We start from the raw sequence: 22,296 nt of genomic DNA, 5'->3' as shown, positions 1-22,296 counted from the left end.
TCAGGGAAGCGCTCTCCCACTGAGCTAATCGCGCCGATATTTTATTGTCAACACGCTAACCAGAATAGCTACCGATCAACGTCTTGGAGCGGATGACGAGACTCGAACTCGCGACCCTCACCTTGGCAAGGTGATGCGCTACCAACTGCGCTACATCCGCATTGCATCATACAAACTGTTGTGTGTAACAACCGTCTGCCGTGGTGCGAGTAGAAACATTATCGCGCACTTTCGAAGTTTCCAAATCCGCAGGATAATTAGCTGTTTTTACAGCGCTGTTTGATAGCGATTTTCACCGAGCGAATTACGTCGATGTCATTTTAGAATTCTCTTCAATAGACCGATTAGGAGTTGCCACCGCCCTAGGTGTAAATTCAACACCGCACCGCGGTCCTATAGCTCAGTGGGAGAGCGTTCCGTTCACACCGGAAAGGTCGCTGGTTCAATCCCAGCTAGGACCACCACTTTCTTAAAGCCGGCATCTTTTATTCAAGGATGCCGGCTTTGTTGTATCTCGTTGTAACTCCTCCGCTATTTCTCCACTAGGCTGGCCGGCATGAGCGAAAGCATTGATATATCCACGCTGGTCGGCCCTGACGAGCCGGGCATCCGCCTGATTGAGGTCTCTACCCTTTCTGGTTCGGCCACTATAGATGGCACCTCGGATGCCATGGGCAACGATAACGACGCCGCGTTGTTTGCAGCACTGCGCGAGTGGGCCGACGTTGCAGTAGTGGGTTCAGGCACGGTCAAGGCCGAGGATTATGAGGGCTCCTCCCCTGGCAAGGCACGCATTGCGGTGATGAGTAACTCGCTTGACTTGGACGTGGAGTCGAAGCTTTTTAATGTTGGCACTCCGCCCATCATTTTGACCCCAGATGAGAACTTAGGCACCACCGCGTCGAAGCGCTTGGAGGAAGCCGGCGCCACGTTGCTAGGCACTGGTGACGGCACGATCCCTTCCGTCGTGGAGACTCTTCGCGCGAAGGGCTGGTCCCGCATTAGTTGCGAGGGCGGCCCAGGTATCTATTCCCTTTTCATTGCCGCAGGCATGGTGGACAAGCTTTATTTGACCCTGGACCCGCATTTTTCGCCCACGGTTTCCCAACCGCTGGTCCACGCGCCGGATGAGGAAACGGCAAATGCACAGCCGTTAAGCCTGTCGCTTGAAAGCGTAATCCCGGACGCTGACGGCACGGTGTTTCTGCGCTACGCCGTAGTAGGCGCCCCGTAAACTGCACATCGTGAAATCCCCGAGTCTCTCTCCAGCTGCTGACGCGTTGCCATTGGACACAAAGTCTTCGTATGGCTCGCGAAGCATCAAGGTTTTTAAAACCGCGGCTTGGCCGATTGCACTGTTGTTGGTGTTCCATCGCGTTGTCATCGTCGCGTTAAACGGCACCACCACCGACGACTTTACTACCGTGCATTCGGCCATGCGCCGCTTCCTGCAAGGCATTCCCGTCTACGAGCAGGACTACACGCATGTCGATCCGCTTTATCTCTACAATCCAGGCGCCACGCTTTTACTTTCGCCCTTAGGGTGGATGGATCTCACGGTGGCGCGCTGCGGCTTCATTGTGGTCAATGCATTGGCCATCATCGGCGCCCTCGCTGTCCTCATAAAACTCGTCGGACGCAACCTGCGCAGCCCGGAATTTCCGGCCTCCATTATCTTGGCTTTTGCCACTGAGTCAGTGACCAATACCCTTGCCTTCACCAACATCAACGGCATTCTCTTCTTGGCCATGGCGATATTCCTCTGGGGCATTTTGGACACGCGCCGCCGCAGCCACATCATCGCGGGGCTGGTGTTGGGCTTGGCCATTCTCATCAAACCCCAGTTTGGGCCGTTACTATTCCTTACGCTGGTGAAGAAACGGTGGCTAAGTGCCGCCTTAAGTATCGCGGTGCCGGTCATCTTCAACGCCGTCGCTTGGCCACTTACCCCGGGCGCCAGCGGCTACCTGGACAAGCTTGTGCCTTATCTCGGGCAAACGCGCGACTTCGCCAACAGCTCGTGGCCGGGCGTGCAGGCTTATTTTGGGCTTGGCGACGCCCCGTTCTACGCGGTCTGGCTCGCCGCCGCCGCGGCGTGCGCGTTTAGCATCCTGGGCCTACTCAAATGGCGCGACACGGAGCCGGTGTTCTGGGCTTTGACCACCTCAGGCGCAATTATGGCGGGAATCTTCTTCCTGTCCTCGTTGGGCCAGCAGTACTACTCCATGTGGCTTATCCCGCTGGTCTTTACCGTTTTTCTGCCGCGTTCGGTATTCCATACCGTCCCGGCGTGGTGCGTGGCATTTTTATTCCTCGCGCCAGTCAAGTGGACTTCGGTGCCCTGGCCCACCGCGGGATACTGGATGGCCGTGTTCAGCGCAACAATTGGCTGGGGCCTGCTGATTGTCTTGATCGCCGCATCGGTTGCCGGATGGTGGCGGCAGGACGAGACCAAGGTCTAGACTTCCCGGCATGACTGATTTCAAGCTCATTGCCGATACTGAATGGCGCAACCGGCTAAGCGCCGAGGAATACCGTGTGCTGCGTCAAGCTGGCACTGAGGCGCCTCACGTTGGTGAGTACACCAACACCACCACCGAGGGCGTGTACTCCTGCAAGGCCTGCGGAGCCGAACTTTTCCGCTCTACGGAAAAGTTCGAGTCCCACTGTGGCTGGCCTTCCTTCTTTTCCCCATTGGCTGGAGAGGCCGTCATCGAAAGAGTTGATACCTCACACGGCATGACCCGCACCGAGGTGTTGTGCGCCAACTGTGAGTCCCACTTGGGCCACGTATTTACTGGCGAGGGTTATAACACCCCGACGGATCAGCGCTACTGCATCAACTCGATCTGCCTCAACCTCGAGGAAAAACCCATCGAGGATTAGGCCGCGTTTGCCAAATTACCTAAGTAGGTTGCTTTAGGCAGCAACCTAAGGCAGCCTTCTTAAGGCAGCACCGCGATGAGCTCGGCGACGTCCTTGACACGACGGCCGGTGTGGAAAGGAATCTCCTCGCGCACGTAGTGGCGGGCCTCGGTGTAGCGCATCAGGTACATCAGGTCGACGATGCGGTGTAGCTCTGGAGCCTCGAAGGCGAGGATCCACTCGTAGTCGCCGAGCGCGAAGGATGGCACGGTGTTCGCACGCACGTCTGGGTAGTCGCGGGCCTGCATGCCGTGCTCCATCAGGATGCGGCGGCGCTTTTCCTCATCCATGGTGTACCAGTCGTAGGAACGCACGAACGGGTAGACCGCAATCCAATCCCCTGGTTCCTCACCCATGATGAAGGAAGGCAGGTGGGATTTGTTGAACTCTGCCGGACGGTGCAGGGCGTTGCCTACCCAGGTCACCTCGGAGACCTGGCCGAGAACGGTCTCGCGGCGGAAGTCCGCAAATGCCTTCTGGATATCCGCAAACTGCTCGGCGTGCCACCAGATCATGAAATCGGCAGAATCGCGCATGCCCGAAAGATCATAGATTCCGCGGACGGTTACCTTCCCTGCAGCTTCGAGAGCCTTGAAGAACTCCTGCGCCTGGGTCACGATGTCCTCCCGCTCGGTTCCCAGGGCACCCGGAATGACCTTGAACACCGCGTGTTGGGAATACTGCTGTACTGCGTTGAGCTCCTGGAAGTTAACCTTCGCCATATTGGACCGTCTCCTTGAAAAGCGGATTCATGTTGAAATACCTATCCATCATAAGTTGGATAGGCGGCCATTTCCATTTCCCCTGCCACCACCCTGCCCCATTTGTCGGGCAGCTCACCGAGTTCCGGCGCGCCTTCGCCCTATTCCGAGCCGAAAACTATAGCTTGAACCTCGTGAGCAATTCCGACGCAACTTCGAGCACCCCGGCAGGCGCCGCAACGAGCCTGCACGAGCACGCCGCAGCCAAGGCCACTTCCGTACCGGAAGAGGCAACGACGCCCACCGTCTTCAACGCCGCTGTCGATTCCATGCACGCGGCACAGCTGCGCCCCGAAATCACTTTGGGCACCATTCGCCCGCCGCAGCGCCTGGCGCCGTATAGCCACGCTGTTGGCCTGGAAATTGGCGACCCTGCGGAAGGCACCGACGTGGTTCCAACGGACGCCGAGGGCGATGCCTTCGGCCGCCTTATCCTCCTGCACGATCCCGGCGCCGAAGAGGCATGGGAAGGCGCCATGCGTTTGGTGGCCTATATCCAGGCAGATATGGACGATGCGGTCGCGGGTGACCCGCTGCTTCCCGACGTCGCTTGGCAGTGGCTCAACGAGGCCATGGAGGCCAACGGCGCAACGCACACCAACTTGGGTGGCACGGTTACCTCGACCGCCTCTGTCCGTTACGGCGAGATCGGCGGCCCGCCGCGCGCCTACCAACTGGAGATGCGCGCCTCCTGGACTGCTGCGGATCTGAACCTAACCCCGCACGTTGAGGCCTTTGCCCAGGTTCTCGCGAACGTCGCCGGCCTGCCTCCGGAGGGCGTTACAGAGCTCGGACGTTAACTACCGCTCCGTGTCACACCAGACTTGTAGGCTGGCTACTATGACTGAATTGCGGACCAGACCGGCGGAAGGCACTCCAGAGGTTTTGCGCACCGCGGCGGAGTTTAAAGCCGCGGCTAGTGCGCTGGCAGCTGGCGAGGGCCCTTTCGCTATCGATACTGAGCGTGCGTCCTCGTATCGATATGATGACCGCGCATTTTTGGTTCAGGTGCGCCGCAAAGGCGCCGGAACCTTCCTCTTTGCACCGGAGGGTAAACGCGAACAGCTCACGGCAGCGCTTGCGCCGGTGCTTAATGATTCCGCGTGGGTAGTCCACGCCGCGCCCTCAGATTTGCCGTGCCTGGCCTGGTTGGGGCTATATCCAGGCACTCTTTTTGATACTGAACTCGCCGCCCGCATGGCAGGGTTTGAGCATGCGAATTTAGGCTCCATGGTTGCAGAGCTTTTCGACGTCGAGCTAGAAAAAGGCTACGGCGATGCTGACTGGTCTGAGCCGAACTTGAGCCTGGACTTGCGTGCCTATGCAGCCCTCGACGTCGAGTTGCTCTTAGAGCTCGCGGAGGCCTTGCGCGATATCTTGGCTGAGCAAGACAAACTCGACTGGGCCTATGAAGAATTCGCGGCAATCGTGGCCGAGCATGCCGGCATCAAGGAGCCGGCGCCACGTACCTGGCGCGGGCTCAAGGGGCTCAAGGCCCTTCACAAGTCGGAACAGCTCATCGTGGCGAAGCTGCTGTGGACCAAGCGGGAGAAGATTGCCCGTGAGACTGACACCGCACCAAACCGCGTCTTGCCGCACCGCGTGCTCGTGGACATCGCACGCCAGCTGCCCGATTCTCCCCGCGATTTTGCCCGCATCAAGGGCGTGCCGCGCAAGCGCCACGGGGCGGGCCTGCAGTGGCTGGCGGTAGTCCAACAGGCGCGCGAGATAGATCGGCGCGAGTGGCCGAGCAAGAAGCGGGAGCCTTCCCGCGTTCCTTCCAAGACGGTGTGGAACAAGGACCACCCGCATCTGTGGCGAGTGTTCCAGGACCTGCGCACCGATTGCGAAGAGCTCGGTGAGGAATTGGGCATGCCGTGGGAAATCATCATCAAGCCCGCCACGTTGCGTGCGGTGGTGTGGGCCGCTGGCTGCCCGCCGCAGGCACGACGCGAGGGTTCCGTGGGCGGACTCGTCACAGACGAAAGCGATATCGCGCCTTTCCTACGGGATGAAGGAGCCAGAGAATGGCAAATCGAGCTCCTTCAACCGATTCTGGAAGAAGGGCTCGATTATTCCGGCAGCTAGGCCCTAGCCTTCGGTGATGGTACCCAGCCAGTCCTCGACGGCTGCGGCGATTTCCTCCGGGGTGAGGCTGTTTTCCTCCAGCACTTCGCCGCGGCTTGCGTGGCGTGGGAAGTAGTTGGCCACGCCCATGCGGCGCAGCGGCGTATCCACCTCAGCGGCATTCAGCGCCTCTGCGATCATGGAGCCGATGCCGCCACGGATGATGCCGTCCTCGACGGTGACCACGAGGTCGTGGTCTGCCGCGAGGCCAACCAGGGACTGCGGTACCGGAACCACCCAGCGCGGGTCGGCGACGGTGACGTTGTAGCCGCGCTCTTCGAGCAGCTTCGCGGCGTTGCGGGAACGGGTGCTCATCGCGCCGATGGCAACGAGCAGGATGTCTGGGACATCGGAGGCAGCTTCCTCAGCATCGTTGTAGTAGATGATGTCCACACCGTCGGAAAGCTGGTCCACTGCTTCGATGTCATCAAGCAGGTTGCCCTTGGGGAAACGCACGACGGTTGGTCCGTCGTTGACCTCGAGGGCCTCGTTGAACAGCTCGCGCAGGCGGGCGCCGTCGCGAGGAGCGGCGATGCGCATGCCTGGGACGATGCTCATCAGGGCCATGTCCCACACACCGTTGTGGGAAGGGCCGTCGGAGCCGGTGACGCCAGCGCGGTCCAAGACAATGGTCACCGGCAGCTTCAGCAGCGCGATGTCCATGATGACCTGGTCCACGGCACGGTTCAGGAAGGTCGAGTAGATGGCAACCACCGGGTGCATGCCGGCTAGCGCCAAGCCAGAGGCAGAAGCCATCGCGTGCTGCTCTGCGATGCCGACGTCGAAGAAGCGCTCTGGGAAGCGCTCCTCAAAAGGCGCCAGGCCGGTAGGACCTGCCATGGCAGCGGTAATCGCCACGATGTCCTCACGGTTTTCTGCCGCCTTAATGAGTTCCTCGGAAAAAGCTGCGGTCCAACCCGGCTGCTTCTGGCCCTTTGCCACGCCGGTGACTGGGTCGATGGCACCGGTGGAGTGCATCTGATCCTTCGGCTCGTTGACGGCTGGGGCAAAGCCGTGGCCCTTTTCCGTTACGGTGTGGACGATGATTGGGCCGTCGTAGTCGCGGGCGTAGGAAAGCGCGCGCACCACGGCGTCGATGTCGTGGCCATTAATGGGGCCAACATACTTAATGCCAAGCTCTGGGAACATCTCGGTAGGCATGACGGTGGACTTCACGCCGTCCTTGATGGCATGCAGCGCATCGAAGGTGCGCTCGCCGACCCAGCCCATGGACTTCAGGCGCTTTTTGCCCTGTTCCATGATCTCATCGTAGCCATGCTGGGCACGGATACGGCCCAGGTTCTCGGATAGACCGCCGATGGTCGGCGAATAGGAACGGCCGTTGTCGTTGACGATGATGACGGCGTTGCGTTCTTTATCGGCTGAGATGTTGTTGAGCGCTTCCCAGCACATGCCGCCGGTCAACGCGCCATCGCCCACGACGGCCACGGCGTTGCGGTGGTTCTCGCCCTTGATCTTGAAGGCCTTGGACAAGCCATCGACGGTAGAAAGCGCGGCAGAAGCGTGGGAGGACTCGGTCCAGTCATGCTCAGACTCGCCGCGGTCGGTGTAGCCGGAAAGGCCGTCCTTCTGGCGCAGAGTATCGAACTGATCGGTGCGCCCCGTTAACATCTTGTGCACGTAGGACTGGTGGGAGGTATCGAAAACGATGGCATCCCGCGGGGAGTCAAACACGCGGTGGATGGCCACGGTCAGCTCCACGACGCCCAGGTTTGGCCCTAGGTGGCCGCCGGTGACGGAGACCTTCTCAATCAGACGTTGACGAATTTCATCAGCCAACTGGCGCAGTTGTGCTGGGGAGAGAGCCTTCAAATCGCGAGGCGACGCAATGGTATCCAGAATGGTCATGGAGCGGCCTTCTTCTCCTTCTTGTCAGTTCTTTTTCTTTTCTACCGTACCCGTTCCTGCGCTAAGGGCGGCAATCCTCGAGTTAGCTTGGGTGGTTAGCCGCGGCGGCGGGGACAGGGCTATTTATGCGGCTGCAGCAACGCCATTGTCTCGAAATGATGCGTTCCTGGGAAGGCGTTGAGCATGGTCAAGCGTTTGAGTTCATAACCGGCCTGCTTCCACGCCTTGATGTCGCGAGCGAAGGTTGCTGGATCGCAGCCCACATGGACGACGCTGCGTGGTGCGGCGGTGGCTACGGAACGGACGACGTCGTCGCCAGCGCCGGTGCGCGGTGGGTCAAGGACCACGAAGCGCGGTGCGGGCAGCTGCGCCGCAGATGATTCCACCTTGGCGCTGCGGAACTCCACGTTGTAAGGCGCCAGGCAATCCTGCTTAGTGGCAGCTGCTGCCGGCGAGTAGTCCACGGAGTAAATTTGCGGGGAGGCAAAGTCTGCAGGTTTCTCGGCCGCTCCGCTGCTTACCAGGGCGTCGTGCAGCGCGGGCACGAAAAGGCCCACGCCTCCATAGAGGTCCCAGGCCACAGCGGATTCTCCAGAAGAATCAGCCGGTGCTGACGAAGCAGAGAGCCACTCGCGCACGAGCGCGGTATAGGCCTCCGGGGCGGCGCGGTGAGCCTGCCAAAATGCGGTAGCCGGGAAGGTAAAGGCGTGCTCGCCTACCTTTTCGACCACGGTGCCGGAGCCTTCAATGACTTCACGGACGGTTTCGACGCGGCGCCCGCGCGGGGCACGGCGGGATTCCACGACGTGGCGGTTTCCCTCGCTGTCCATCACGGCGATGACTTCAGCACCCGGGGTGAAACGGCGGGCGTCCTCCCCCACGATTCCGTCGACGAGGCCCGGCACCAGCTGGGTGCAGGCGACGTCGGTGACGAGCTCGGTAGAGCCACGCTTGCGCAGACCGGCACGGCCCTCCTGGTCCACGCCGAGGCGCACGCGCGTGCGCCAGCCACGCTGTGGGGCAAGCTCGCGGGTCTCAATGTTGAGGCGCTCGAGCTCATCTGCTTCCAGCTTGGCCACGCGGCGCAGCTGCTCAGTCAAGACGTCTGTCTTGATATCGGATTCCTTATTCGGATCCAGCTCGTGGAAGTCGCAGCAGCCAGTGCCCTGTGCAGCCGCCGGACAGGCGGACTCCACGCGCAAGGAGCCAGCGGTATTCACGGCCACGAGGTCAGCCTCAATGAAGGACTTCTTGACCTTACGGGCGATAACGCTCACGGCGTCGCCGGGGAATGCGCCGTGGACGAAGACGATGCGGCCATCGGCAGCATGCGCGATGCCCACGCCGCCGTGTGCCATGCGCTCAACGGTGACGTCGAAAGTCTCGCCCTTAGTAATCGATACCTCCGGGCTAGTCACGAATAGCCTCCTCAGCGGACGCGGCCGGAGAGGATGCAGCGGATGCTTCTGCTTCCTCTGCTGGCATGGCTTCCTCGACAGCGGCGTTGGCACGGCGGACCATCCAGATGGTCAGCAGGGTGACCACGCCTGTCAGAGGCCAGCCCATCAGGATGCGCACGACGCCGAGCGCGGTGGTGTTGTCGGCGTTGTAAATGGCGTTTTGCACGATGAAACGCGCCAGGAAGATCACTGCCCAGCCGGCAGTTGCGATGGCGTAGGCGCGGCGGGCTGGTGCCACGGTGCGCCAACGCATGTCCTCGCCGTTGATGCCTTTCCAGATGACGCCGACCAGCGGCCAGCGCACCACGATCGAGATGGCAGCCACGATGAAAAACAGCAGCGACATCCAGATGCCGTAAAGGAAGTAGCCCTTTGCATCGCCCGTGAACCACGCGATGGCGGCGCAAATACCGACGCCCACCAGGCCGGAGATAGCAGGCTGCAGGGTTTCCTTGCGGGCAATGCGCCAGACGGCGATAAGGAGGGCAACACCAAGCGCGGCCAACAAGGCAGGGCCCAAGCCCCACACGTTGTTGACCGGAATGAGAACCACCACGGGCAGCGTCGCAGATACCAGGCCGGAAAGCCCGCCCATCTGCTCCAGAAGGGTGGGCTCTTGCTCAGTGGTTACGGTTGCGTCGTTGGACGCGGATGCGCCGTTAGAACTATCGGGTTTCGTCACGTTAGCTTTCTTCTTTGTTCAATTCATCCAGCTGTGCCTTGGCCTCAGCCTCCGCTTCAGCTGCTGCAGAATCAGTGCGCTGGGCGTCAGCGCCATCGGCGCTGGTTCCCTCGGCACGCTGCTTAATTGCCTGCTGCACCTGCTCGGCCAGCTGCTGCGGCAGGGTCACCGGCAGTGAGTTGCCGGCCAGGATCGGATCCTCGCCGCGATAGATAAAGGTACGGGCGAAAACCTCACGGCCAAGCTCTGCGAGTTGTTCCTGCTTGCCCGCCGGTGCGGCAAGGGTCAGGCGGTACATCCAGCGCGGGCCGTCGACGCCGATGATGCGGATTTCACCGTTCGGGTTGGTGCCGACGATCTCGGTGCCCCATGGGCCATCCTCGCCGTGGGCTTCAAAGCCGTCACGGATAAGACCATTAATGATGTCGGTCGCGGACTCAGCCCACTGGCCCGGCTTGCGCGGCGCGGCGAAGGCAACCGGCGTCATGCGGCCGTGCTGGCTAACGATGTGGAGCATCTTCGGGCCCTGCTCGCCCATCTCCACCTGCACCTGGGTGCCCTTTGGCAGCGGGATGCGCATGGAGCCCAAATCCAAAAGGCCTACCGAGAAGTCCTCGAAGTCGAAGTCCTGGATATTTACTTGGTCACCATCGAATGGACCCATCTCGCCACCCACGGCGTCGTGCTCGACACTGTAGGCTTTGAAGCCCTCTGGGCCGGACGGGGCGTCGCTTAGCGCAGCTGAAGCGTCACTTTGCGCAGCATCATCTGCCGCCGAAGTTCCATCGGCCGCGCTGCGTTCCTCGGCCTCATTACGGGTTTCAAGGTCCTGGGCTTCATCGCTTTGGGAGTCAGATTTCTTCTTAGAAAAAGGCCACATAGGCATAATTGTTCTCCAAACTTTTCTCGCGCGCTACCTAAACACCGGTAGAGCCATAGCCACCGGTGCCGCGCACGGTCTCGTCGAGTTCTTCAACTTCCTCGAAATCGACCAGCTCCACGCGTTGGATGAGCAGCTGCGCGATGCGCATGCCGCGCTCCACGTGGAAAGTCTCGTGCAGGTCGTGGTTAATCAAGCAGACCTTAATCTCGCCGCGGTAGTCGGCGTCGATGGTGCCCGGCGTGTTGACCACCGAAACACCGTGCTTGGCGCCCAGGCCGGAGCGCGGGTGGACAAGGCCAACGGTGCCCAGCGGTAGTGCGACCGCGATGCCGGTTCCCACGAGGACGCGCTCGCCCGGGGCGATGTCGACCGATTCTGCCGCGCAGAGGTCAGCGCCAGCATCGCCACGGTGTGCGCGTTGCGGCAGCGGCAGCTCCTTATCCAGACGGCGTACCTTGACAGGGCCGAATGGGCTTGCAGGATCGATTAATGGGTTCGTCTCATTCACCCGCACTAGCCTACCGTGGTGCCACAACGGCTTCGCTAAAGCAGGGCCTAAGTGACTACACTTACTTCCCGTGTCTAAGAATTCTGCTTCCGCTTCCCAAACCGCAGCCGGCGCAACAGGCAGCCCCGCGCCGGAGGTCCTCTACAGCGAGCGCCAATGGGTGCCGTGGTATTTCTGGTTCATGGCGGCCTTCGTCGTGGCGATTACCACCGCAACGGTCAGCCTGAACCGCACTATTTGGTGGGTCATCATCCCGGCCGTGGTTTTAAGCGCCATCGCAATTTGGGTCATGGTTTCTTGGTCCGGCACCGTCCTGCGCGTGGAAAAGGATGCTGATGGCACCCGCTGGCTCATGGTCAAAGACGCGCAGCTTCCCCACGATGTGGTGCAGCGCTCCATGGTGGTGCCAAAGTCGGCGCGCCGCAACGCCCTTGGACCACAGTTCGACCCAGCCGCCTTCCTGGTCACGCATGGCTGGATCGATGAGCATGTGATGCTGGTTCTGGATGATCCAGATGATCCAACTCCGTACTGGCTCATTGCCGCCAAGAAACCACAGCAAGTGCTAGATGCCTTCTTGGGTCCGGCAGGTCGCCAGAACACCTAAAAGCCGCAAGCTCCCTCAAAGCAGCAAGACATAAAAATTCCCCTCTGCGCCGCTTACCCAAGTTATTGCTCCGAAAGGAGCTATTGCTCCAAAGGGTAAGTCGCCCGCAGAGGGGAATTTGATTTCTCGCCTATGCGCAGTCGAGGCAGATCGGCTGACCGTCTTCCTCGTGGGACAAGCGCTTGTTGGATTGCACCAAGAAGCAGGAAGAGCAGGTGAACTCGTCTTCCTGACGCGGGATGACGGTGACGTTGAGTTCCTCACCGGTGAGATCCACTGTCGGTGGCTGGAAAGCCTCGACGATTTCTCCATCGTCGTCCATGCCGTTGTTGTCGGTTTCGGCAGCCTTCAGACCTTCGAGAGAGTCGGCTTCCAGCTCGTCTTCTACACGGCGACGCGGTGCGTCATAATCGGTGGCCATAGTGTACGCCCCTATTAGTCATGTGGTTGGGATAGGTATTTATCGTGCGCATCCTAAAACACATTTGCTGCGATGTCATACTCGCCCCGCCGCAGGCGCGTCAGATTCCTACCCCCGCAGTGGCTCTAGGGCACCATTTTCTTCGAGAAGCTGGGAAAATGCCGAGGCCAGGCTACCCCCGCAGGCCCAGGTTAATTCGCCATCTTTTGCGCCTTTATTCAATCCTGGGCGATTAACCACGGTTCCTGCCTCAGCTGCGATGATGGCACCGGCGGCGCAGTCCCAGGCGTTAATTCCGTGCTCATAGTAGGCGTCGACGCTTCCCTCCGCCACGCGGCACAGGTCGAGCGCGGCCGCGCCCATGCGACGAATATCACGTACCTGCGGAAGCAGTCGGCAAAGCAATTCCGCCTGCGCTTGGCGACGCCCCGCTGCGTACCCAAAGCCCGTTGCCACCAGGGCTAGCGCAGGATCGGTTTCGGTGCGGCAATGAAGCTTTCGTACAGTGCCATCGGACGTTTCTAGCGTGGCGCCGTGGCCCAGGGCCGCCGAGTAGAGGTCGCCGCGGACCACGTTGATGACGGCGCCGGCGACGATCTCGCCATCCACGGCGGCGCCGATGGACACCGCGTACTCGGCAATGCCGTAGAGGAAGTTCACAGTGCCATCGATGGGATCGACAATCCAGGTAATGCCGGTGCTACTTAAAACGTCCGCGCCTTCCTCGCCCAAGATCCCGTCGCCGGGACGCGCGGAGACGATCTGATCGGTGATGAAACGCTCCGTTGCTTGGTCTACCTCGGTGACAGGATCCACCGCACTCGACTTCGTCTGCGTGTGCGCAGCGAGACCGTCGGCGTCGATAAGCGCCGCTCTTTGCGTGCGAATACGTGCGGCGGCGGCACGGGCAGTAGCCGCGGCGAAATCGCGCAGCTCTTCGACGTTAATTACATCCCTATCAAAGCTAGCCATGCCAACAATTATGCATTTGCCTAGACTTGATGCCTATGACTGGCACTACAGCTGAAACCAGCACCGCAAACCACGCCGCCCCAGCCCAGGCGGAGCACTCTTTTGGCATCGACATCGGAGGTTCCGGCATCAAGGGCGCGGAAGTAGACCTAGCAAACGGCGAGTTCGTGGGCGAGCGTCTAAAGATTGCTACCCCGGAAAAGTCCACCCCGGAGGCCGTGGCGACGATCGTCGCGCAGATTGTGGCGGAAAAGAACTGGGAGGGCCCGGTGGGTATCACTCTGCCTTCCGTGGTGAAAGATCAGAAGGTGCTCAGTGCCGCCAACATCGACAAGTCCTGGATTGGCGTGGATGCGCAGGAGCTTTTCGCCCAGTACCTGGATCAGCCTTTCGTGGTGCTTAACGACGCCGACGCTGCCGGCCTCGCCGAGGTTGCCTACGGCGACGAGGTGGCGCGCACGGGCTCGGTCATCTTCCTGACCCTCGGCACTGGTATCGGCTCCGCGTTCCTGCTGGACGGCCAACTTTTCCCTAATACGGAGTTGGGCCACATGATGGTCGGCGATGCCGAGGCTGAGCACCAGGCATCCTCTGCTGTAAAAGAGCGCGAGGATCTCAAGTACAAGGAATGGGTCAAGCGCCTTGACCGAGTATTGGAAGAATATGAAAAGATTTTCAACCCCCACGCCTTCATCATTGGCGGCGGCATTTCCCGGAAGTGGGAAAAGTGGGGCGATAAGCTCACTACTTCTACTCCCGTTGCCCCAGCGCAGTTGCGCAATCGTGCGGGCATCGTGGGTGCGGCTATGGCAGCCCAGCAGGGCCTTAAGCCGTAACAGTAATCACATAGCTAATCGACCCCAGTTCACCGCCTTAGAGCCAAGATCATCTATACTGGGCCGTCGATCCTTAATCTAAACAGCACGCGGCGTGCCTAACCCGCCCTAATCAGGCGAGCTCATAGCATGGCCCCAAAGGTTGGATCTTGTCTAACCTTGCTGTTTTCAATCACAAGCAAGTCGAAAGGGCGTACGTGGCAGCCACTGATTCTTCAGACCAGGTTCTCGGCGAGGGCGCTGATGCCGCCGAGGCATCTGCCCCTGTCAAGAAGACCGCCAAAAAGACGGCCAAGAAAACCGCAAAGAAGACCGCGAAGAAGACCGCCAAAAAGACCGCGAAGAAGACGGCCAAAAAGACTGCTAAGAAGACGGCCAAGAAGACGACTCGCAAAACTGCGAAGAAATCTGCCAAGAAGACCGTCCGCAAGTCTGCGCAGAAGGCCGCGACCGCTCCTGAAGAAAAGCAGGAGAACCTCGAGACCGCTTCTGACGAGCTCGAGGACGAGCTGGTAGATGACGCCGACCAGGATGACGCGGACTTCGATCCGGATAGCGCGGACATGGACGATGACGAGTTCGGCGATGCTGAGGACGAGCTCGATGCGGATGAGGACGAAGAAGACGACGATGAGGACTCGTCCTCCGTCTGGGACGAGGAAGAGTCTGCTGCCCTGCGCCAGGCGCGCAAGGATGCACAGCTGACCGCTTCTGCTGACTCCGTCCGCGCTTATCTCAAGCAGATCGGTAAGGTCGCCCTCCTTAACGCTGAGCAGGAGGTCTCCCTGGCAAAGCGCATTGAGGCTGGCCTCTACGCGCAGTACCGCATGGATGAGATGGAAAAGGCTCGCGCTGAGGGCGATAAGGCCGCCAAGCTCTCTCCTATGGAAAAGCGCGACCTGCGTTCCATCGCCCGTGATGGCCGCAAGGCAAAGAACCACCTGCTGGAGGCGAACCTCCGTCTGGTGGTCTCGCTGGCAAAACGCTACACCGGCCGCGGCATGGCTTTCTTGGATCTCATTCAGGAAGGCAACCTAGGCCTTATCCGTGCGGTTGAGAAGTTCGACTACACCAAGGGCTACAAGTTCTCCACCTACGCCACGTGGTGGATCCGCCAGGCCATTACCCGCGCCATGGCAGACCAGGCCCGCACCATTCGTATCCCGGTCCACATGGTTGAGGTCATCAACAAGCTGGGCCGCATCCAGCGTGAGCTGCTGCAGGATCTGGGCCGCGAGCCCACCCCGCAGGAGCTGGCGAAGGAAATGGACATCACCGAGGAAAAGGTGCTGGAGATCCAGCAGTATGCTCGTGAGCCTATTTCCCTGGACCAGACCATTGGTGATGAGGGCGATTCCCAGCTGGGTGACTTCATTGAGGATTCCGAGGCAGTCATCGCTGTCGACGCCGTATCCTTTACCCTCCTGCAGGATCAGCTCCAAGACGTGCTCACCACCCTGTCTGAGCGCGAAGCCGGCGTCGTTCGCCTGCGCTTCGGCCTGACCGACGGCATGCCGCGCACTTTAGACGAAATCGGTCAAGTCTACGGCGTCACCCGCGAGCGCATCCGCCAGATCGAGTCCAAGACCATGTCCAAGCTGCGCCACCCATCGCGCTCTCAGGTCTTGCGCGACTACCTCGACTAAGAGGGGCCACGCTAGCCAAGGGCAAGCGACAAGACACACGCGCTTGCCGACGCCGCCCTCTCCTCCCCCCGTTAGCACTAAGCTGCGGAGGGACGCGAGGGCATTTTGCATCTGTGGCACAAGCAAGAGTCCCAAGGATGAGTCCTAGGGATGAGTTCTAAGCCTCAACGTCATGGGTTCGCAGCCAGACAACAGATGCAATCCAAGCTCCGATGACGAAGCAGATAGAAACAGCCATCCTGAACGCGATACCGTACACATCAGGAGTGTCATCTGCGCTGAAGGCAGTACTGCCGAGCGAAATCGTCGACGTAACCATAGCCGGTGGCAGCAGCATCGGGATGAGCCGAATACCGCTGTAGAGAATTCCAACTGAGGCAATCGCGCCCACAAGTGAAATCGCCACGGGCGTGGCAAAGCTGCGAAAGATCATCGAGAAGAAGGATTGCCAGGCCCCGACTGCGAACGCCGGGATGATTGCTAAGAACAGCGCGCTCACGTTGAGCGGCGAAATCTCTCCCTGTATTCCTAAGCCGCGTCCAATGCCTAATGCCAGCGCAATGAACACCGCCTGCATTAGCGCGATGAGGACCATGATGGAGAAAAACTTGGACGCGACTACTTCTCCCGCCGAGCGCGGTGAGGTCAAAATAGTGTTCCAATTGTGATTGCGGTGTTCCAGGCGCCAGGCAGCTGCAGCGATGATGGCCACTCCCACAGTCATAAAGATTAGGCCGTAGAACAGCGTTGCTTGGGAAAGATAGCTTGCCCATCCGGCATTAAGTAGCGCCAAGTTGGCGTGATAATTCGCGGCACCAATGCCGACTGCTATACACGGCACGAGGAAGGTGACAGCCCATACGTAGGAGCGTCGAAATTTCAGCAAGTCGATAGCAAACATGAACTTATTCCTCCTGGGAATCAAGCGTGCGACAAAGCACGGTGAAGATGACGGTTACAACGGCGATGAAAAGTGCCCATGGAATCCACAGTGGTTCGATGCTCGCTAGGCCTTCGGGGCGGAAGGTAAATGGGGATAAGACTGCGTAGTAGCCGAAGGGATTAATGAGCGTGACCGCGGTTGGGGAAAGCATTCCTGCCACACCGAGGAAGCCGCCTACTACCCCAGTGCTGAGCACCACGAGCTGGGATTCCACGCGTGCTGCCTGCCACAAGAAAATCGCCATCAGTGCGCACGAGGTTCCATATAGACCAGCTGCTGTGAGAACCCATGTGCCGAGTGAATCAATCGACTGTGCGCCAAAGAGGAATGGAGTGGTCAAGACCGCGAGCAATTCAACTACCTTTACTGCGGCTAGGACAAGGGCTAAAGCTGCGAACTTCGCGCGGAGCAGACCACCGCGGCGGTACCCGGCGATGGAATTGAGCCGCCAGCCGCCGTGGAGATGCTCTACATCGGCTGCGCGGCTGGCTAACAATGCCACCTGCACCGGAGTGAGGAAGGCCGTCGCCATGATGTAGCCAAGGAGATGCCCGCCCCATTGACTATGCGGATCTTGCTGAAATTGTTCGGCGGTGTGCTCACCCACCAGATTCATACTGGAAAAAGCAACGATGGCGAGCGTGACAGCAAGGGCAAGCGGCAGCATCCGGGTATGCCGCATCTTGGCATATTCATTCTGCAGCATCATTGCAAGCCACCTCGTCCCGTAATCGAAATGAAGATCTCTTCGAGACTGCGGTGCGTTCTTAGCACCTGGTAGATGGGCACGCCATGGTTGACGAGCTGCGCGCAAGCCCCCGCGACGTCGCGCTCGCTTAAGTTCGGAACCCGAATGCCACCTTCTACAAAGCGCACTGAGATACCCGCGAGTGCTTGCGCCGCTTCCTTGGGGTTCGGAGTTTCAATAAAGACTTCAGGCGGCTGGGAATGGAAAAGCTCCTGCTTTGTACCTTGGAAGAGCAACTGCCCGCGATTAATAATGGTCAGCTCACTAGCCATCTTTTCGATTTCCGAGAGAAGGTGGCTCGAAACCAATACCGTTCGCCCCTCATCGGCAGCGAGGCTGACGATGAGATTGCGAATCTCTTCGATACCGGCAGGGTCAAGACCGTTCGTTGGTTCATCAAGGATCAGAAGCTGCGGGTTACGAATCATAGCCATTGCGATGCCGAGGCGCTGCTTCATGCCCAAGGAATAGTTCGCTACTTGCTTGTCCAGCTGCTTTTCCAGCCGCACGAGGTGCACTGCGCGATCCACGTCTTCTGCTTCAGCGCGTAGAAGCCGCGCAGCGATGCGCAGGTTCTCTCGCCCGGTGAGGTGCAAATAGGCCGAAGGCTGCTCGATGAGCGAGCCGGTGCGGGCCAAGGCCCGGCTGCGCGTCTTAGGCCCGAAAGGCTCACCGAACAAGCTGATGCTTCCCTCGGTCGGCTTTGCCAGACCCAAAAGCATTTTCATGGTCGTGGACTTGCCCGAACCATTTGGCCCCAACAATCCGTGAACGACACCGTGGCCGATTGCCATATCAAGGCCGTCGACGGCCTTGAATCCCTTATATTCCTTGGTCAAACCCTGAGTTTCGACAACATATTCTGTACTCATAACTCAATCGTTGCCCGGCGCGCCTACGCCGCACATCGCCGCGAGGCACGATTTTGCGAGTCATACCGGGGTATTAGGAGCTAAGCAGGTCAGCACGGGAGACAACTCCTGTGCGATAGGCGAAAAGGGCTGCGTGTACACGGTCCCTAGAACTCGTCTTGGCGAGTACTCGTCCAACGTGCGTCTTGACGGTCGGCATAGAGATGAACATCCGCTCACATATCTCTGTGTTGGACCATCCCATCCCGATTGCTTCAAGGATTTCTTGTTCACGGGCAGTCAGCGACTCAAGTACCCGACGGTCTACGCCGCTAATACTCAGCGTGTCCGTGGAATCATCCCTCATACTGTGGACAAGGCGCTTAGTGGCGCGGGGTGAGATTACCGCGTCTCCGCGATAGACAGTGCGCAACGCGCTTAGTAGCTCCTCTGGCTCTGCGTCCTTGAGCACGAAGCCACTCGCTCCTGCTCGCAGCCCAGCTACTACGTAGTCTTCGTCATCGAAGGTTGTCAGAATGATGACCTTCGTCTCCGGAAGAGTGGATGCGATTTCAGCAGTGGCGCTAATTCCATCGCGGACAGGCATCTGTACATCCATGAGCACCACATCAGCAGGCGTGGCCGCGCATTGGGTCAGCGCATCTTCGCCATCGTTTGCTTGCCAGATAACATCCATGTCTGGCTGCGAACTAATGATCTGGGCAATCCCGTGTAGGAAGAGAACCTGGTCATCTACCAATCCGACTTTCATTGCTTACTTCCTCCTCCTGTGGGTAACTCTGCTTCTACTATCCATATGCCAGCATCACTGCGCTGTTGGAAGGTTCCTCCAACCAATTCCGCTCGTTCCTTCATTCCCACAATGCCATGTCCCTCGCCTCGGGCATCACCCATGTATCCATTGCGCACCTCAAGGCGGACGATACCTTCAAGCCATTCGACTAGTACGTCTGCTTGCCCGCCACCATGTTTGTTCGCATTGGTCAAAGCCTCTTGGACAATTCGGTACAGACTTAGTGACGTCGCGGCGGAAAGCTCTTCAGGTGGCGTTCCTGTGCAGCGATATCCCACAGCAATGCCGGCGCTTCTAACGCTATTAATGAGTTCTGAAAGATCACCGAATCCCGCCATCGGCTGAGTGCCGCGCTTTTCGCCTGTGCGCAGCAAGCCCACGACTCCCCGCATCTCCCTCAAAGAGGTCCTTCCCACGCGGGAAATAGACTTCAAAGCTTCTTCTTGTGCTTCCGTGTCTTTGGCGTAGAGCACCCCATCGGCTTGGGCAACTATAACCGATAGCGAGTGCGTGACGACGTCATGGATCTCACGTGCGATGAACGCCCGTTGTTCCGTCGAGCTTTTCTCGAATTCCAGGCGTTGTTTCTCTAAAGCACGCGAAATCTCCCGTGTGCGTTCTTCCTCTGCTCTCCTACGCAGTTCACCCACAAGCATGCACACCGCAAGGACCAGTAGGCTCCAGCCCACGACGAAAAGGCGCCGCGCAATATCCTGTGCTGCTTCCTGTACCGTTTGGCTCACCCAAAATACGCCGATAAAGTCCGCAGCAAGCATCCCTATAGTCATTATTCGACGTAGGGGCTCTTCCAGCCTGCGGCGAATAATGTAGGCGACCTGCCCCGCAAGGATTATGATGCCTACGGTGAGTTCCACCTGGAACAGGCTGGCGAAGAGCACCACTGATGCAACGAAGACCACCAGGCGCGGCCACCGCCTGCTAATAATTGGCACTAGCACGACCAAGGCGATAATCAGGTAGTCAAAGAGCGGCCGAGACATCAGGTCCCTACCGATGAGAGACGCCGCTCCGCACAAAAGCGACACCGCAAGGTCACGAATCATTCGCCTATCAGAAAAGACTTCCACGCCTCTACGCTATCCGGTTCGACGAGTTAAGTAGTCATGCCTGAGTACGATTCCGTCGGCCATTTTTATCCAAGGCCGGGCCTAAATAGACCTCCTTCCCCACAAATTCGGGAAGCCAAAGGTAGGAAATCTGCGCCCCGCTCTGGGACACGGATACGCATCTACCTTTTAAAAAGCACCCCCACTTCTACTAACCAAAAGTTAACTAAATTTCATCGCATGTAATCTGAGACACAAGCTGGCAGCTTGGGATACTGTGACACGAGCAACATTGTAGAACGGCCTGAAAGGAACGCTCGTGAACGCAGCTACTCATGACGCTGAGCATCACTCTGATTCTCCGGTAGCGCAGCTTGCCCAAGTTGCCATCGATAACGTCACGCGTATCTACCCATACGCTTCCCATCATGTGCAGACCTCGAGCAGCGATAATAAGGCTCCGGATGAGCTCCACCCAAGCTTCGGCAACTCCTTCGACTGGCACTCGAGCGTCCACATGCACTGGCTGCTTTCCAGCCTCCTTTCCTCCGATGAGGATTCTTCCGGCGCTTGGCGCACTGAAGCATTGCGAATCCTCGAGGACCACCTGAGCGCAGAGAACATCAAGACTGAGGCTGACTACCTGCGCGCTAACCCGACTTGGGAGCGCCCATACGGCTGGGCATGGGCAGTACAGCTGGCATCCGAGCTTAAGTTCTCCCCAGTAGTCGAGCTCCAGGCCCTGGCCGAGGGCGTAGCCCCACTGGCCGATGCCGTATTCGACAACACCTTATCTTGGCTGGGCAAAGCCTCCGAGCCAGTCCGCCACGGTCTGCACACCAACACCGCGTTCGGCCTGAAGCGGATCATGAAGGCGGCAAAGGAGTTGAGCCGCGAGGACGTTGTCGAGGAAATCCTTGCGACTGCAAAGAAATTCTTCGCCGAAGACAAGGCCTGGGAGTTCGAGCAGGAGCGCAGCGGACAGGACTTCCTCTCCCCTGGCCTGTGCGAAGCAGACCTGATGCTCGACGTGCTTGACGACGCCGAGTTCGCGACCTGGGCAGAGGGCTTCCTGGCACGCCTGGATGCCGATTCGCGCATCCTGAAGCCTGCACAGGTTTTTGATCCAACCGACGGATACCAGGTCCACCTCTACGGCCTTGGTATGACTGTCCTGGCTAGCGCGCTGCGCATTTTCGAAGCTACGGAGGATACGCACCCAGAACTCGCGCAGACCATCCGCGAGCGCAACGCCGAGCTTCTCGCTCCGGGCCTCGAAGCAGCGATCACCGGTGACTACATGTCTTCGCACTGGCTTGCCACCTTTGCTTGGGAAGCACACCTGGAAGCTGAGCGCCTGAACGTCGCTCACCCGTGGGCACGCCAGTAGCCTGCAGCCACCATCTGCCTTCCATACCAACATCTACCCCTCCCTCAGTCATCAATAGAGGAAACCCATGTACGTACTCATCGGCGTAGCGCTGGTCGTTATCGGCTTCGCGTTGCGCATCAACCCACTGCTTGTGGTCACCGTTTCCGGCATCGTAACCGCAGTCATCGGCGGCATTAGCCCGATGGATATTCTGAATATCTTCGGCGAGGGCTTTGCCGGCTCGCGCTCCGTGACGACCTTCGCGCTCGTGCTACCGATCATCGGCACAATCGAACGCTTCGGCCTGCAGGAGCAAGCAAAGACGCTTATTGCCAAGCTCAAGAACCTCACCGCAGGACGCATCTTGGCGCTCTACATGCTCATTCGCCAGATCACTGCCGCTGTCGGCATCCAGTCCATCGCCGGCCCGGCACAGACCGTTCGTCCGCTCATCTACCCGATGGCACAAGGCGCAGAGGAACAGCGCGCTGGCCACCCTCTGTCGGAGAAAGCAATGGAGAAGCTCAAGGCTTATTCGGCCTCTGCTGACACGGTGGGCTTGTTCTTCGGCGAGGACGCATTCGTCGCCGTCGGTTCGATTCTGTTGATCACCTCCTTCGTGGATACCAACTACAACGTCGCGCTTGAGCCCATCGAGCTTGCCCTATGGGCTCTGCCTGTTGCCGTTATTGCATTCCTCGTTCACGGCACCCGCCTGTTGCGCATCGATTCCAAGCTGAAAGCGATGGAAAAATCGGCGCCTTCGATTCCAAACGAATCCGCTACCCCGAAAGAGGCTTAACC

The 22,296-nt window shown here is 59.2% G+C and carries 23 protein-coding genes, 2 tRNA genes and 1 pseudogene (1 of these 26 running past the window's edge); 11 read left to right on the top strand and 15 right to left on the bottom strand.

Going from position 1 to position 22,296, the window contains the following annotated elements; all coding sequences use genetic code 11:
- Together HMPREF3155_RS09155 and HMPREF3155_RS09150 are read right to left on the bottom strand one after the other, a co-directional pair.
- Nucleotides 1-34 (bottom strand): annotated as a pseudogene (locus tag HMPREF3155_RS09155); it reaches 53 nt to the left of the window's first position.
- A 50-nt stretch (nt 35-84) separates the two neighbouring features.
- A tRNA-Gly gene (locus HMPREF3155_RS09150) sits at nt 85-160 on the bottom strand.
- Between the two features lie 229 nt (nt 161-389).
- Here HMPREF3155_RS09150 and HMPREF3155_RS09145 point away from each other — a divergent pair.
- From HMPREF3155_RS09145 to msrB, 4 genes are all read left to right on the top strand, one after another.
- A tRNA-Val gene (locus tag HMPREF3155_RS09145) sits at nt 390-464 on the top strand.
- A 92-nt stretch (nt 465-556) separates the two neighbouring features.
- The gene (locus HMPREF3155_RS09140; RefSeq protein ID WP_070433153.1) at nt 557-1,234 is read left to right on the top strand and encodes a dihydrofolate reductase family protein; all 678 of its coding nucleotides are present in this window, start codon (nt 557-559) and stop codon (nt 1,232-1,234) included.
- A 10-nt stretch (nt 1,235-1,244) separates the two neighbouring features.
- Nucleotides 1,245-2,462 carry a glycosyltransferase family 87 protein gene (locus HMPREF3155_RS09135; protein WP_246817721.1) on the top strand — a complete coding sequence of 406 codons (1,218 nt, stop codon included), beginning with the start codon at nt 1,245-1,247 and terminating at the stop codon, nt 2,460-2,462.
- Between the two features lie 10 nt (nt 2,463-2,472).
- Nucleotides 2,473-2,886, top strand: a complete 414-nt coding sequence (gene msrB / locus HMPREF3155_RS09130; protein ID WP_061922852.1) for a peptide-methionine (R)-S-oxide reductase MsrB — start codon at nt 2,473-2,475, stop codon at nt 2,884-2,886.
- A gap of 59 nt (nt 2,887-2,945) precedes the next feature.
- On the opposite strand, the gene hemQ is transcribed toward msrB, so the two are convergent.
- Nucleotides 2,946-3,647 carry a hydrogen peroxide-dependent heme synthase gene (gene hemQ, locus HMPREF3155_RS09125; protein ID WP_070433152.1) on the bottom strand — a complete coding sequence of 234 codons (702 nt, stop codon included), beginning with the start codon at nt 3,645-3,647 and terminating at the stop codon, nt 2,946-2,948.
- Nucleotides 3,648-3,811: 164 nt separating this feature from the next.
- Here hemQ and HMPREF3155_RS09120 point away from each other — a divergent pair, with 164 nt between their 5' ends.
- Both HMPREF3155_RS09120 and HMPREF3155_RS09115 read left to right on the top strand, forming a co-directional pair.
- Nucleotides 3,812-4,486: a DUF3000 domain-containing protein gene (locus HMPREF3155_RS09120; RefSeq protein ID WP_070433198.1), complete on the top strand. Its 675-nt coding sequence runs from the start codon at nt 3,812-3,814 to the stop codon at nt 4,484-4,486.
- Nucleotides 4,487-4,526: 40 nt separating this feature from the next.
- Nucleotides 4,527-5,774, top strand: coding sequence for an HRDC domain-containing protein (locus tag HMPREF3155_RS09115; protein WP_070433151.1), 1,248 nt, complete (start codon nt 4,527-4,529; stop codon nt 5,772-5,774).
- 3 nt (nt 5,775-5,777) lie between these two features.
- Here the strand turns inward: HMPREF3155_RS09115 and dxs are convergent, their stop codons facing one another.
- From dxs to dut, 5 genes are all read right to left on the bottom strand, one after another.
- Nucleotides 5,778-7,682 carry a 1-deoxy-D-xylulose-5-phosphate synthase gene (dxs, locus tag HMPREF3155_RS09110; protein ID WP_070433150.1) on the bottom strand — a complete coding sequence of 635 codons (1,905 nt, stop codon included), beginning with the start codon at nt 7,680-7,682 and terminating at the stop codon, nt 5,778-5,780.
- 119 nt (nt 7,683-7,801) lie between these two features.
- Nucleotides 7,802-9,100: a class I SAM-dependent RNA methyltransferase gene (locus tag HMPREF3155_RS09105; protein ID WP_256374627.1), complete on the bottom strand. Its 1,299-nt coding sequence runs from the start codon at nt 9,098-9,100 to the stop codon at nt 7,802-7,804.
- Nucleotides 9,093-9,737 carry a DUF3159 domain-containing protein gene (locus tag HMPREF3155_RS09100; protein WP_083281299.1) on the bottom strand — a complete coding sequence of 215 codons (645 nt, stop codon included), beginning with the start codon at nt 9,735-9,737 and terminating at the stop codon, nt 9,093-9,095. Before HMPREF3155_RS09100 ends, HMPREF3155_RS09105 begins: the two co-directional genes overlap by 8 nt.
- An 88-nt stretch (nt 9,738-9,825) precedes the next feature.
- Nucleotides 9,826-10,704 carry a DUF3710 domain-containing protein gene (locus HMPREF3155_RS09095; RefSeq protein ID WP_246817720.1) on the bottom strand — a complete coding sequence of 293 codons (879 nt, stop codon included), beginning with the start codon at nt 10,702-10,704 and terminating at the stop codon, nt 9,826-9,828.
- A gap of 37 nt (nt 10,705-10,741) precedes the next feature.
- Nucleotides 10,742-11,215, bottom strand: coding sequence for a dUTP diphosphatase (gene dut / locus HMPREF3155_RS09090; protein WP_061922873.1), 474 nt, complete (start codon nt 11,213-11,215; stop codon nt 10,742-10,744).
- 70 nt (nt 11,216-11,285) lie between these two features.
- Between dut and HMPREF3155_RS09085 the strand changes: the two genes are divergently transcribed.
- Nucleotides 11,286-11,822, top strand: coding sequence for a DUF3093 domain-containing protein (locus HMPREF3155_RS09085; protein WP_083281296.1), 537 nt, complete (start codon nt 11,286-11,288; stop codon nt 11,820-11,822).
- A gap of 130 nt (nt 11,823-11,952) precedes the next feature.
- On the opposite strand, the gene HMPREF3155_RS09080 is transcribed toward HMPREF3155_RS09085, so the two are convergent.
- Together HMPREF3155_RS09080 and HMPREF3155_RS09075 are read right to left on the bottom strand one after the other, a co-directional pair.
- A complete protein-coding gene (locus HMPREF3155_RS09080; RefSeq protein WP_061922875.1) occupies nt 11,953-12,243 on the bottom strand; it encodes a DUF4193 domain-containing protein in 291 nt (96 codons plus the stop codon).
- 108 nt (nt 12,244-12,351) lie between these two features.
- Nucleotides 12,352-13,215: an inositol monophosphatase family protein gene (locus HMPREF3155_RS09075; protein ID WP_070433147.1), complete on the bottom strand. Its 864-nt coding sequence runs from the start codon at nt 13,213-13,215 to the stop codon at nt 12,352-12,354.
- A gap of 35 nt (nt 13,216-13,250) precedes the next feature.
- Here HMPREF3155_RS09075 and ppgK point away from each other — a divergent pair, with 35 nt between their 5' ends.
- Nucleotides 13,251-14,051 (top strand): polyphosphate--glucose phosphotransferase, encoded by an 801-nt coding sequence (ppgK, locus tag HMPREF3155_RS09070; RefSeq protein WP_070433146.1) that lies wholly within the window; start codon nt 13,251-13,253, stop codon nt 14,049-14,051.
- A gap of 197 nt (nt 14,052-14,248) precedes the next feature.
- Nucleotides 14,249-15,697, top strand: coding sequence for an RNA polymerase sigma factor (locus HMPREF3155_RS09065; RefSeq protein ID WP_070433196.1), 1,449 nt, complete (start codon nt 14,249-14,251; stop codon nt 15,695-15,697).
- 157 nt (nt 15,698-15,854) lie between these two features.
- Here HMPREF3155_RS09065 and HMPREF3155_RS09060 read toward each other — a convergent pair whose 3' ends face one another.
- From HMPREF3155_RS09060 to HMPREF3155_RS09040, 5 genes are all read right to left on the bottom strand, one after another.
- Nucleotides 15,855-16,598 carry an ABC transporter permease gene (locus tag HMPREF3155_RS09060; protein ID WP_061922889.1) on the bottom strand — a complete coding sequence of 248 codons (744 nt, stop codon included), beginning with the start codon at nt 16,596-16,598 and terminating at the stop codon, nt 15,855-15,857.
- A 4-nt stretch (nt 16,599-16,602) separates the two neighbouring features.
- On the bottom strand, nt 16,603-17,349 hold the full coding sequence (locus HMPREF3155_RS09055) for an ABC transporter permease (RefSeq protein ID WP_061922892.1): 747 nt from the start codon (nt 17,347-17,349) through the stop codon (nt 16,603-16,605).
- Nucleotides 17,346-18,260, bottom strand: a complete 915-nt coding sequence (locus HMPREF3155_RS09050; RefSeq protein WP_062040427.1) for an ABC transporter ATP-binding protein — start codon at nt 18,258-18,260, stop codon at nt 17,346-17,348. Before HMPREF3155_RS09050 ends, HMPREF3155_RS09055 begins: the two co-directional genes overlap by 4 nt.
- 73 nt (nt 18,261-18,333) lie before the next feature.
- A complete protein-coding gene (locus tag HMPREF3155_RS09045; RefSeq protein WP_062038737.1) occupies nt 18,334-19,011 on the bottom strand; it encodes a response regulator in 678 nt (225 codons plus the stop codon).
- A complete protein-coding gene (locus tag HMPREF3155_RS09040; RefSeq protein ID WP_246817719.1) occupies nt 19,008-20,141 on the bottom strand; it encodes a sensor histidine kinase in 1,134 nt (377 codons plus the stop codon). The genes HMPREF3155_RS09045 and HMPREF3155_RS09040 overlap by 4 nt, the downstream gene beginning before the upstream one ends.
- Before the next feature lie 298 nt (nt 20,142-20,439).
- On the opposite strand from HMPREF3155_RS09040, the gene HMPREF3155_RS09035 reads away from it, so the two are divergent.
- Nucleotides 20,440-21,510 (top strand): DUF2891 family protein, encoded by a 1,071-nt coding sequence (locus HMPREF3155_RS09035; RefSeq protein ID WP_070433144.1) that lies wholly within the window; start codon nt 20,440-20,442, stop codon nt 21,508-21,510.
- A gap of 67 nt (nt 21,511-21,577) precedes the next feature.
- Complete coding sequence (locus tag HMPREF3155_RS09030) at nt 21,578-22,294, top strand: DUF969 domain-containing protein (RefSeq protein WP_070433143.1); 717 nt, start codon at nt 21,578-21,580, stop codon at nt 22,292-22,294.
- Nucleotides 22,295-22,296: the final 2 nt, after the last annotated feature.

Origin of the sequence: Corynebacterium sp. HMSC06D04, from assembly GCF_001807315.1 — a bacterium.
In the GTDB taxonomy this organism is placed as follows: Bacteria; Actinomycetota; Actinomycetes; order Mycobacteriales; family Mycobacteriaceae; genus Corynebacterium; species Corynebacterium simulans.
Note: the sequence above shows the minus strand (reverse complement) of the source record. Positions and strands in the feature narration are given on the sequence as shown.